The organism is Sphingopyxis sp. CCNWLW2, from assembly GCF_037095755.1.
Lineage (GTDB): Bacteria > Pseudomonadota > Alphaproteobacteria > Sphingomonadales > Sphingomonadaceae > Sphingopyxis.
In genome coordinates this window covers 1-11,490 of the sequence record NZ_JBAWKJ010000004.1, presented here as the reverse complement: position 1 = coordinate 11,490, position 11,490 = coordinate 1, and the positions used below count along the sequence as shown (strand labels likewise).

The 11,490-nt window shown below is 62.2% G+C and carries 8 protein-coding genes; 5 read left to right on the top strand and 3 right to left on the bottom strand.

All coding sequences use genetic code 11. The annotated features are described in order from the left end of the window. Positions 1–5: 5 nt before the first annotated feature. Positions 6–794, bottom strand: coding sequence for an SDR family NAD(P)-dependent oxidoreductase (locus V8J55_RS21405; RefSeq protein ID WP_336447603.1), 789 nt, complete (start codon positions 792–794; stop codon positions 6–8). A gap of 95 nt (positions 795–889) precedes the next feature. On the opposite strand from V8J55_RS21405, the gene V8J55_RS21400 reads away from it, so the two are divergent. The 5 genes from V8J55_RS21400 (at position 890) to V8J55_RS21380 (ending at position 9,031) form a co-directional block, all read left to right on the top strand. Further along, positions 890–2,650, top strand: a complete 1,761-nt coding sequence (locus V8J55_RS21400; RefSeq protein WP_336447602.1) for a GMC family oxidoreductase — start codon at positions 890–892, stop codon at positions 2,648–2,650. Positions 2,651–2,782: 132 nt separating this feature from the next. Further along, positions 2,783–3,985 (top strand): acyl-CoA dehydrogenase family protein, encoded by a 1,203-nt coding sequence (locus V8J55_RS21395; RefSeq protein ID WP_336447601.1) that lies wholly within the window; start codon positions 2,783–2,785, stop codon positions 3,983–3,985. A gap of 14 nt (positions 3,986–3,999) precedes the next feature. Beyond that, on the top strand, positions 4,000–5,127 hold the full coding sequence (locus V8J55_RS21390) for an acyl-CoA dehydrogenase family protein (RefSeq protein ID WP_336447600.1): 1,128 nt from the start codon (positions 4,000–4,002) through the stop codon (positions 5,125–5,127). Between the two features lie 334 nt (positions 5,128–5,461). Next, positions 5,462–7,834 carry a TonB-dependent receptor gene (locus V8J55_RS21385; protein WP_336447599.1) on the top strand — a complete coding sequence of 791 codons (2,373 nt, stop codon included), beginning with the start codon at positions 5,462–5,464 and terminating at the stop codon, positions 7,832–7,834. A 114-nt stretch (positions 7,835–7,948) separates the two neighbouring features. Then, positions 7,949–9,031: a phosphotransferase gene (locus V8J55_RS21380; RefSeq protein WP_336447598.1), complete on the top strand. Its 1,083-nt coding sequence runs from the start codon at positions 7,949–7,951 to the stop codon at positions 9,029–9,031. Between the two features lie 151 nt (positions 9,032–9,182). On the opposite strand, the gene V8J55_RS21375 is transcribed toward V8J55_RS21380, so the two are convergent. Then, a complete protein-coding gene (locus V8J55_RS21375; RefSeq protein ID WP_336447597.1) occupies positions 9,183–10,808 on the bottom strand; it encodes an AMP-binding protein in 1,626 nt (541 codons plus the stop codon). A gap of 7 nt (positions 10,809–10,815) precedes the next feature. Then, positions 10,816–11,247 carry a carboxymuconolactone decarboxylase family protein gene (locus V8J55_RS21370; protein WP_336447596.1) on the bottom strand — a complete coding sequence of 144 codons (432 nt, stop codon included), beginning with the start codon at positions 11,245–11,247 and terminating at the stop codon, positions 10,816–10,818. Positions 11,248–11,490 lie beyond the last annotated feature (243 nt).

The window sequence follows — 11,490 nt, the reverse complement described above, 5'->3', positions numbered from 1 at the left end:
AGGGGTCAGGTGTCGACGACGACGGGAAGCGAAAGTATGTTCGCGACGCCGCCATCGACGGGAAGCATGGCGCCGGTCACATAGCCCGCGGCCGCCGAGGCAAGGAATTGGACGGGGCCGACGATTTCTGACGGGTCGCCGAAACGGCCCAGCGCGATCGCGTCGCGAAAGATTTTCGCGCGCTGCGGATGGCCGACGGTCGGCGCCGCCATGTCGGTGTCGAAGAAGCCGGGCGCGATCGCGTTGCACGTCACGCCATATGGTGCGAGATCAGCCGCAATCGCGCGTGTCAGTCCGAGCACGGCGTGCTTGCTGGCGGTATAGGCAGCAAGATTCGGTCTTCCCGTGCCGGCGACATAGGACGCGAAGTTGATGATGCGGCCCCAGCGCCGCTCGGCCATCCCCTTGGAGAGCTCGCGGCAGAGGAGGTACATGGACGACACATTGATATCGAACATCGTCTCCCAGTCGTCGAGCGTCGAACTGTGGAGCGGGCTCCAGCCGCCGATCGCGCCATTGTTGACGAGGATGTCGACCGTCGCTCCGTCCGCAGCCAGACTGTTGGCCGCTTCCTGGACGGATACCAGGTCCGAGAGGTCGAATGCGAGGGTCCGCGCTTCACCCCCGCGCGAGCGGATCAGATCGGCGACTTCCTCGAGCAGCCCCGCATCGCGGGCGGCGACAATCAGTTTGGCGCCGGCATCGGCAAGACCCAGCGCGATGGCGCGGCCGAGGCCGCGCGACGCGCCGGTGACGAGGGCGGTTCGCCCGTGAAGCGAGAAGATTTCCGTCATCCCAATCCCATTTCCTTATGTTGGGGTCTCATAGCGCGCGAACGGCCCTAATTTCGACGACCCGCGCGAAGCCATCACAAGGGTGATGTTCTCCCTTGCGCAACGCAAGAATCATTGTTCTTCGCAAGGGCAGTAAAGAAAAGCCTCGTGGAGGAGTTCTAGGCATGACGGAAAACAATGTGGGCGCCAGCGCCGCTGTCGAGGCCGACTTCGTGATCGTTGGCGCAGGCTCAGCGGGATGCGTGCTCGCGAACCGTCTGAGCGCCGATGGCAGGTACAAGGTCCTCGTAATCGAGGCAGGGGTCGACGATCGCCCGTCGCGACAGTTGCTCAATCCCGCTCAGGCCATCAGCAATATCAACATCTACCTTCCCGCGGGTTTCACCAAGATGCTCAAGGACCCGCGCGTCAATTGGAACTATATGACCGAACCCGACCCCGGCAGTGACGGGCGTCAGCACGCATTTCCGCGCGGCAAGATACTTGGCGGCTCTTCGTCGATCAACGGTATGCTTTGGGTTCGCGGCTTGCCCGAGGATTATGACGGCTGGCGCCAACTCGGTCTTGCTGGATGGGGCTGGGAAGAGGCCGAGCGCTATTTCCGGAAGATCGAACGTCAACATGGCGAGGGGGTGAATGGCGAGCCGGACGATGCCAACGATGCCCGCCTCGATATCAGCGATATTCCGATGAAACACCCCATGCTGGATGTCATGACGCAGGCGTTCGAAGAAGCTGGCGCTCCCGTCAGCACCGACATCAACGGCACGACGCGCGAAGGCGTGGCACGCGTGCGGCTGAACGCGCGGGACGGACTCCGGGTGTCGGCCGCCGCCGCCTATCTGCATCCGGCGATGAAACGGCCCAATGTCCAGGTGATTACCGGGGCGCATGCATCGCGGGTCCTCATCGAGCAGGGCCGCGCAATCGGAGTAGAATATTATTGCGGTGGCCAGCGCGCTGTGGCCCGGGCCCGGCGCGAGGTCATTCTTGCAGGTGGAGCCATCAATTCGCCGCAGCTCCTCGAACTGTCGGGGATCGGCGATGCTCGGCTGCTACGCGAGCTCGGCATCGACGTGGTTGTGGACCGGCCGCGGGTCGGCGAGAATCTTCAGGACCATTATGCCACGATGATCCGCGCCCGCATGAAACCGGGCACTGCGGGATTCAACGAAATGTCGCGCGGTCTACGTCTCGCGGGCCAGATCGCGCGCTTCGCCTTCTCACGGTCTGGATTGCTCAGCCTCGGCGGCTCGAACCTTACGGCCTTCCTGAAGTCGGATCCGGCCCTTGATCTTCCCGATCTTCAATTTTTTGCCTCCCCGGCAACGGTCGACTTTGACGGGCTGGCCAAGAATGGTGTCATGGTGATGGAGCGCGAGCCGGGCATGACAGTGGGCGGCTATGTGATGCGGCCCCAGTCTCGCGGATCGATCCATATCAAGTCGTCCAGCTTTCGCGACGCGCCCTCGATCCGGCCGAACTTTCTTGCCGAGGCCGCCGATCAGCGCGCGCAGGTTGCCGGACTGCGCTGGTCGCGGCGCGTCCTGTCGAGCCCCGCACTCGCTCCCTATTACGACCATGAGCTGACGCCTGGCGCGTCGCTCGAGAGCGACGATGAATTGCTGGCATTCGCGCGCGCCAGTGGCTCGACCGGCTATCATCAGGCAAGTACTTGCGCGATGGGAAGCGGCCCTGACGCCGTCGTCTCTGCCGAGCTAAAGGTCAACGGCGTCGAGGGCCTGCGCGTCATCGACGCGTCGGTGATGCCCAACGTGGTCTCGGGCAACACGCATGCCGCTACCGTGATGATCGCCGAGAAGGGATCCGACCTCGTTCTTGCCTCGGCGCGCTAACGCGCGGCAAGAACTCGGCATCGCGGCAAGGCATCGCATTGGTGATGGGAGAGCGGCGCGCCTTGCGCGGCCGTGCGGCTGAAGCCATGACGACCTTCAGACTTTACCGATAGTCCTTTAGGGAGCCGTGAGATGCGCCTGCGACTGGAGCCAGAGCTTGAGACGTTCCGCGAGGAAATCCGCGCCTTTTTGCTCGACGTCCTTCCTGCCGATATGCGCGAGCGGCAACGCCGCAAGGTCGCCAATAATGCCGACGTCGACGACTTGCTCGAATGGATGCGCATTCTGAACGAGCATGGCCGGTCGGTGCCACACTGGCCGGTCGAGCATGGCGGGTGCGGTTGGACCCCGATGCAATTGTTCATTTTCAACGAGGAACTATACGCCCTCGACGCCCCTGAATTCGACTGGGGCGGCACGCATATGCTCGGCCCCGTAATCTACACCTATGGCTCCGACTATCTGAAAGAGCGTTTCCTGCCGATGATCCGCGAAGGCGGAACAATGTGGGCACAGGGTTTTTCGGAGCCGGGCTCGGGATCCGATCTTGCATCGCTGCGCACATCCGCCGATCTCGTCGGTGATACCTATATCGTGAATGGCCAGAAAATCTGGACAAGCGGCGCGGCGCACGCCGACTGGGGCTTTTTCCTCGTCCGCACCGACAAGAGCGTCAAGCCGCAACGCGGCATCTCGTTCCTGGTTATCAAGATGGACACGCCCGGCATCACGGTCCGGCAGATTCCGCAGATCAACGGGGAAGCCCATCTGTGCGAAGTCTTTCTCGACAATGTCGAAGTGCCGGCCGACCAGTTGGTGGGCGAGGCGGGAATGGGATGGACCTACGCCAAGTTCCTGCTCGAGCACGAACGAACGACATCGAGCTTCATCTACTGGAGCAAGCGCGAACTTGCGCGTGCCAAGGATATCGCGCGCGGAGAATTGCGTGGCGGGAAGCCCGCCTGCGAGGACCCGGCGATCCGTGCACGGATTGCGCGCATCGAAGCCGATCTCATTGCCCTCGAATGGTCGGTGCTGCGCGTCCTCGCGCATGAAGAGCTCGCGACGCCCGAGGCAGCGGCCGCGTCCGTGCTCAAGATCCGTGGCTCCGAACTGCAGCAGGAGGTCACGATGCTTCAGGCCGATCTCCTCGGCCAGAAATCTCTCCGCTTTTTCGACAGCGCACCGACACCGCCGCCCGCGCCGACCGAGGCGTGGCCCGATTATGTTCCGGGCCGTACCACCGTTGCGCTGATCAACCGCGCAGCCACCATCTATGGCGGGTCGAAACAAGTGCAGAAGAATATTCTGGCGAAGCTCGCCTTCGGACTCTGACAGGAATTTGCGAAATGGATTTTGCCAAGTCCGATATTCAGACCATGTTGCTCGACAGCGCCGAACGGCTTCTCGCCGAAGGCGCTGGCGTCGAATATTGGCGCGACCAACGGCATGGTGCGCTTGGTTTCGATGACGCGCGCTGGGCGCAGTTCGCCGAACTCGGCTGGCTGGCGCTGCCCTTGCCCGAGGAAGCGGGAGGTCTCGACGGCACGATCGAGGATGTTGCGCTGCTCAACATCGCCCTGGGCCGCGCTCTGGCAACCGAACCCTACGCAAGCTCGGTGGTTCTCGCGGGGCACATCCTTCGCGAAACGTCCGAAAATGCAAGTGCGGCGGCGCTGCTCGGCGACCTGGCCAGCGGCGAGACGCGGCTGGCGGTCGCCTATCAGGAAGCGGGTTTCGGTGCGCTCGCGGACGAGGGGGCCGATGCGGTGCTTTCGAAGGCGGTTCGCTCCGGCGATGGATACCGCCTGTCTGGCGACAAGCTTCTCGTTCTCGATGCTCCGAGCGCATCGAATGTCATTGTATGTGCGAAACTTGAGGACGAGCCTGGCTTTGGCCTTTTTCTCGTGCCCGCCGATGGTGAGGGCGTCGCAATATCCGCCTATCCACTGATCGACGGCACGCGCGCCGCCGACATTGGCTTTAGCGACGTCTCGCTGCCGGCCTCGGCGCTGCTGGCCGGGGGCAATCGGGCGGCTGATATTCTCGCCGACGCGATCGACCGGGCGTCGATCGCGCTGATGGCGCAGGCTGTCGGTGCGATGGAAGCCGCGATCGAGATTTGCGGCGCTTATGTGAAGGAGCGCAAGCAGTTCGGCGTGGCGATCGGCTCGTTCCAGGCGATCCAGCATATGATGGCCGAGATGTTCGTCGCGGGGCACCAGGCGCGTTCGATGCTTTACCATGCGTTGGCGAATGCCGACGCCGACATCAAAGCAGCTCTGTCCGCGGCGCGCATTGTCATCGGCGAAGCCAGCCAACTTGTGTCGCGCAGCGGCATTCAGGTCCATGGCGGTTACGGGCTTACCGACGAATATGCGATCAGCCATTATTTCCGCCGGCTGATGGTGCTGGAAAAGCAATATGGTGACCTCAATGATCATGTCGATCGTTTTGCGGACAGCCTTTTCGCATGACAGGACCGCAGCGGCAATCGGCCGCCGCCGGGCGTAGGAGATCCTTTTGATCCCGACAGTAACGCGCGAGCCGCTCCCCGGTCCGGGCAGCCGCTCGAAGTTTGGCGAAGCGGGGCAACCGGCGTGCACACAGACGCTGAAAATCCTGCTGCCAGCCACGTTATCGTAGCGGAATCCGTCCGATCGGCAGTGGAATCATCGCGTATCTGATGAGACGCGCCACTTTGGGTCCGCGCTATTTTGTCCGCACCGAAATGGCGGTAGCTGACGCACGACGCGGACGATGCCGACCCGAGAGCATCGCCGTCTGATTGTCGTTCATGGAGGGATGCTCATGGCCTATCGTTCATTTCTGATCACCACCTGCGCGCTGGTCGGCTTTGCCGTTCCCGCGCACGCCCAAGAGACTGCTCCGACCGCCGACGAGGCGACGAGCGATAACAGCGGCGAGATCATCGTGACGGCTCGCCGTCGTGAAGAAGCCCTTCAGGACGTGCCGATTTCGGTCTCTGCCATCTCTGGTGAGAGCCTAGAGCGGTCGGGCGTCACCGACATTCAGGGGCTGCAATATCGCACCCCGTCGCTCTCGATCACAAGCTCGCAAAGCCAGCGCAACACCGTCGCCTTTTCGCTTCGCGGACAGCGCACGCAAGAAACGCAGCTTTTCACCGATCCTCCGGTCGGGACTTATTTTGCGGAAGTCGTGCAGCCGCGCCCCTATGGCTTCGGCAAGAGCCTTTATGACATTCAATCGGTCCAGGTCCTGAAGGGCGTGCAGGGCACCCTGTTCGGCCGCAACATGACCGGTGGCGCCGTTCTCGTCGAACCTGCCCACCCAGAGCTTGGCGTATTCAAAGGCGAAATCCGCGGCCAGTATGGCAATTACGACATGATGGACCTGTACGGCATGGTCAATGTGCCGCTGGGCGACACGCTTGCCGTTCGCATCGCCGGCCTCACGCACAAGCGCGACGGCTGGGCGCGCGATGTCTCGGGCCTGCGCCTCGACAACCAGAATTTCGACACGATCCGCGGGTCGATCCTTTGGGAACCGCGCGACGGCATCAGCTCGCTGACCATAGGCGACTATTACAAGTCGAAAGAAAAGGGCACGGCTGCTTTCCTGACGGCCATACGCCTGCCGTCGGTCATCAGCAATTATGAGGGCCTTCGTTTGGGCGGGCGCATCGATGCCAATGTCCCGGCGCAAGCCGCCGAGGCGCTCCGTCTTTTCCGCGAGCGCCGCTTCACGCTCAATATCGGCGCGGGTGACGGCGGCAATCTCGATGTCTTTGGCGGTCCGCGCGAAGAGATCGAGAATTGGGGTATCACAAACAAGACGACGATCGAACTCTCGGACGCGCTCACCCTCAAGAATATCTTCGGATATCGTGAGCAGAGCCGCGAAATGGTGCAGGATTATGACGGTATTCCGGCTTTCCTGATCACGCCATTCCAATTCTCCAAGACGCGTAACATCAGCGAAGAACTGCAGCTCCAGGGCCAGGCATTCGAAAACCGTCTCGATTTCATCCTCGGCGCCTTCTACTTCGAGGAAAAGGGAAGGGACGGCTCGCTTGCGAATACGCTCCCCGAACTCAATATCGTCGGCGCCGGCCTCAATGCCCGCACGACCGACGCAACCCTGTTCGTGACCGCGAACCCCGGGGTCGGCTATTCGCGTACCGCGGCAGCCTTTATCGCCGGCACCTTTGATATCACCGACCAGTTCAGCGTTTCGGGCGGTCTTCGCTACAATTATGACAAGCGCAAGATCACCGTATCGCCGAGCCAGCCGAACCGGCCCAACCCCGATGGCAGCATCGGCCGCTGCAGCTTCGACACGGATGCCGCGACCGCCGGCGTCCAGACCGTAGCTTTCGCCGATTGCAGCTTCACGAACAGCAAATCGTTCAAGGAGTTGACCTATGACGCGACGGTGCAGTGGGAGCCGAGCCCCGAGATCACGACCTACGCTTCGTTCCGGCATGGCTTTCGCGCCGGTGGCTTCTCGACCCGCGCTACGAGCTTCGTGACGCTGCAGCCGTTCCTTCCCGAGTTCGTCGACGAATATGAAATCGGCCTCAAGACTAACACCCGGCTTGGCGCGGGACGGCTTACCACCAGCACCGCGATCTTCCGCCAGGACGGTAGCGACGTGCAGAAGCAGCGCGCGACGTTCGTGAACGGGAATGTGTTCACGATCATCGACAATACGGCCAAGCAGCGTAACCAGGGCGGCGAATTCGAAGCGACGTTCAGCACCGACAATTTCTCGTTGACCGGCTTCTACTCGCTCACCAAGGTCAAGATCCTCGCGGGCAGCGCAACCTCGACCTTGGGCCCGGAAATCGCCCAGCGCGGCGTCCCGAAGCACCAGGCTGGCGCCACCGCGACGATCACGCCGCCGCTCGATCCGAAGATTGGAGAGCTGAACTTCACGTTCAACTACACCTGGCGTAGCAAGATCTTCCTGGACGATTTCGAGGTCGAGGGCCTGCAGCCGGCTTATTCGCTCGTCAATGTCCGGGCAGAACTGGGCAACATTGGCGGTTCGGGCGCGCGTGTCGCGATTTTCGCCAACAATCTGCTCGACGAAACCTACCGGACGGGCGTCCTTGGCCTGATCGCGGAAGGGCTGGGTTTCCAGAGCAGCGTGTATGGCGAGCCGCGGATGTACGGCATCGAGGTCGGATATAAATTCTGATCTTCGTATCGGGATAGTCCCGGGGGCAACGCGGGACTTTCGCCGGCAGCGCCGAAGTCAGGGCTCGAACGTTTTGGGGGACGTTCGGGCCCTTTCTTTTGGAGGATTTCCCTCATGACGAGATCGACGGCGCCGGCGCTACCGCTGCCTTTGCGCATTTGTGATATCGACGCCGGCTGGCTCGGCGCCGCGCTCCGCGAGCAGTATCCGGGCCTCATCGTGACGCACGCGCAGACTGTCGCAGTTCTTTTCGGAACATCGACGAAAGTCCGGGTCCGCATCGAATGCGAGGGGCCGGGACGCGAGGCACTCGGCCCGACGTTGATCGTGAAGGGCGGATTTGAGGACCATAGCCCCGGCCTTGCGGCAATGTACGCAAACGAAGCGCGTTTTTACGCCGACATCGCGCCCCTGATCCCGATGGTGACGCCGCTGTGCCATTTCGCGGGTTCCGACCCGGGCTCGCACCAGTCCATCGTGATATTGGAGGATTTGAAGCGTCCGGGGCTCGAGTTTTGCGATCCGCTCGTGCCGCAGAGCTTCGAACAGATCGCCCGGAGGCTTGACGGGATGGCAGCGTATCACGCCGCCACCTGGGAGACGGGGCATTTCCAGCCTGGCGGACGCTGGTCCGATATCGCAAGCCGCTTCGATACGTGGGGTCTCGACTATATGAAGACCTATCTGCAGCCCGAAATCTGGGAACATTATATGGCTCTCCCGCGCGCCGCGGCGGTGCCAGAGCGTTTTCGGGATCGTGTCTGGATGGAAACGGCACTGCGGAGGCTTGGGGAAATTCAGGCGGAGCAGCCGCACTGCCTCATCCATGGCGATACGCATCTTGGAAATCTCTATATTGCCGAAGACGGAACCCCGGGTTTCTTCGATGCGCAGGTCGCGCGCACCGCATGGCACCACGAAATCGCCTATCATATCGTTTGTGCCCTCACACCTGAGGACCGGGCGCGTTGGGAACGCGAACTCCTGGAATATTATCTTGGACAGCTCGAGACGCACGGCGGCCCGCGACTGGATCGCGAAGACGCCTGGCTCGATTACAGGCGGTCGATCGTCTGGGGTCTTTTCATCTTCATGATCAATGAGGTCCGGTTCCAAACCGAACAAGTCAACACAGCCTATACGGCACGCTTTGGCGCGGCCGCGGCGCAGCACGAGCTCGAGAAATTGCTGCCCTAGCCCGGCGTGCCGTCACTCGCGCTTTCCTGTAGCAGAACGAGGACGGCCACGCGTCGATCGACGAAGCTTCCTCAGCCTCGCTTCTCGCGCCGAAGGCGCGACCCGCCGGGCAATGTTCCTTTGTGCTGCAGGTCGGCGCGCACGCCCATTCTCAGATATCGGCCAATTGCTCGCGCAGGGCAAATTTCTGTACCTTCCCAAGCGGCGTCCGCGGGAATTCCGAGACCATGAACAAATGGCGCGGCACCTTGTAGTTCGCCATCTGCTCCCGGCTCCAGGCCGATAATTCTGCGAGCGACAGGTCGGCGCCCGGCGCAAGAATGACGACCGCAGCGCAAACCTCACCCATGCGTTCGTCGGGCCAGGCGAGGACTGCAGCGTCGGCGATCGCGGGGTGCTGCCGGAGCATGTTTTCGATTTCTGCGGGATAGGCGTTGAAGCCTCCGACGATGACCACATCCTTGAGCCGGTCGAGGATCCGCAGTCTGCCATCTACGCCGATGCAGGCGACATCTCCCGTGTGGAGCCATCCTTCAGCATCGATCGTCGCCGCGGTCTGCTCTGGCTCTTCGAAGTAACCCTGCATCACGTTCGGGCCGCGAACCAGCAGTTCGCCGCTTTCGCCCTGCGGCGCCTGGCCTCCATCACTCCTGGAAATCCGAAGTTCGACGCCGGGCAGGGGAAGGCCGACGGTCTTGGCGATCGTCTCGAAACTATCGCCCGGCCGGTTAACGGTCACGAGCGCTGTCGACTCGGTCTGTCCGAAGCTGGTGAGGAAGATTTCGAAACCGAATTGCTCGCGCGCGGCGCGGATCAAATCGACCGGCACATTGGCGGCGCCGGTATGCCCGACGCGAAGCGATGACAGATCATGATCGGCGAAACCGGGATGTTCCATCAGCGAAAAGAAGATGGTCGGAGGACCCATGAGAACGCTAATGGCTTCCCGATCGATCAAGGCAAGTAGATTGGCAGCATCGAATGACGCGATTGGATAGACGGTAATGCCGGCGATGAGCGCGGAGACCCACCCCGACCGGTATCCAAAACTGTGGAAGAAGGGATTGACGATCACCATGCGGTCGCCGGCCCGCAGGTCATTGGCCTCGTTCCAGACCGCCGGCATCCAAAGCGCCTGGCCATGGTTGTGCATCGCGCCTTTCGGCTCGCCGGTGGTGCCGCTGGTGAAAAGAATATCGGCGATATCCTGTGGGCGAACCGCCGCCATCCGCGCCGCGACCACGGATGGGTCGGACCGGGTCGCCTGGAACGTCTCGAAAGCGTCGCCATCCATTTCGACGATATGGCGGAGCGCGGGAAGACCGGCGCAGGGCGTGTCGCCGAGCGCGTCGCCGCAAGCCTCGCGAAGCATTGCAGTGTAGTTGTTGCCGAGGAATTCGCCGACCGTGAACAGCGCGCTTGCGCGCGTCTTCGATAAGGCGAAGCCGGCCTCGCGCCCTTTGAAGCGCGTGTTGATCGGGACGAGGATCGCGCCGATGCTTTCGATCGCACTCGCTGCGACGATCCATTCGCGGCCGTTTGGCGCCCAGATCGCGACGCGGTCTCCATGTTCGATGCCATGCGCAACAAGTGCTGCAGAGAGCCGGGCCACCTGCACTTCGAAGGCTCCAAAGCTGGTGCGGCTGCCGTCCGCCTCAACGATGAACGTCCGGTCCTCGTGCCGGCGCGCCACATGCGCGATCACAGCTGGCAGGCTATGCTCCAGCGAAAGCGTGAGGCCCGAGAAATGCGGGCTGCCAGGAGCTAGCGACGCCATGGCTTGCTCAGAGGAGCCCGCGTTCTTCGGACGTCTCGACGCCGTCGGGCGAAACGCCTGCCTCGCGCATCGCCTCGATCACCGCAGTTTGTGCCGATGCGATGCAGGGAAAACCGACATAGGGTGTCAGTTGAACCAGGATCCCCTCGAGCTCCTTTGCCGTAAGGCCGTTCGCTATGCCGATCTTGACATGGTTCTTGAGTTCAAGCGGCTGACGCGACGCGATCAGGGCCGAAATGATCGTGATACTCTTTTCCTTGCGCGTGATGCCGTCATGTTGCCAGGCGTCGTGAAAGGCCCAACCGGCGGCCATTCGCGTGATGTCGGATGAAAAGCGGTCGGCTTCGGCCGCATCGCGAAATGCTGTCCCAAACGCTTCGCCCATGACGCCGGTGATGAAGGCGACACCGGATTCCTGCTTCTTGTCCAATTCTGCCATGGCCCTTCTCCTGCTTTCAATGCCTTCGCCTAGGACCCGCGTCCTTGCCGCGTCAACCGGACAGAGACGTTCACCGCGCGCCGAAGCGAAGCATCAGGCATCTGATGCCGTGCCGGTTCGCATCAAGCATGTGATGGGGAGGGGCGGTGGTGTTTTAGGGCTGGGGGCGGGGTGATAGTGGGATGGAGATGCTGGCGGATGGCCCGGCGGGGTAGGGCGCTTATTCGCGATGCGGCGGCGCCA

Excerpts from the sequence above, each read along its gene's own strand:
- V8J55_RS21405 (WP_336447603.1), bottom strand. The coding sequence starts at position 794 with ATGACGGAAATCTTCTCGCTTCACGGGCGAACCGCCCTCGTCACCGGC.
- V8J55_RS21395 (WP_336447601.1), top strand. The coding sequence starts at position 2,783 with ATGCGCCTGCGACTGGAGCCAGAGCTTGAGACGTTCCGCGAGGAAATC.
- V8J55_RS21390 (WP_336447600.1), top strand. The coding sequence starts at position 4,000 with ATGGATTTTGCCAAGTCCGATATTCAGACCATGTTGCTCGACAGCGCC.
- V8J55_RS21385 (WP_336447599.1), top strand. The coding sequence starts at position 5,462 with ATGGCCTATCGTTCATTTCTGATCACCACCTGCGCGCTGGTCGGCTTT.
- V8J55_RS21380 (WP_336447598.1), top strand. The coding sequence starts at position 7,949 with ATGACGAGATCGACGGCGCCGGCGCTACCGCTGCCTTTGCGCATTTGT.
- V8J55_RS21375 (WP_336447597.1), bottom strand. The coding sequence starts at position 10,808 with ATGGCGTCGCTAGCTCCTGGCAGCCCGCATTTCTCGGGCCTCACGCTT.
- V8J55_RS21370 (WP_336447596.1), bottom strand. The coding sequence starts at position 11,247 with ATGGCAGAATTGGACAAGAAGCAGGAATCCGGTGTCGCCTTCATCACC.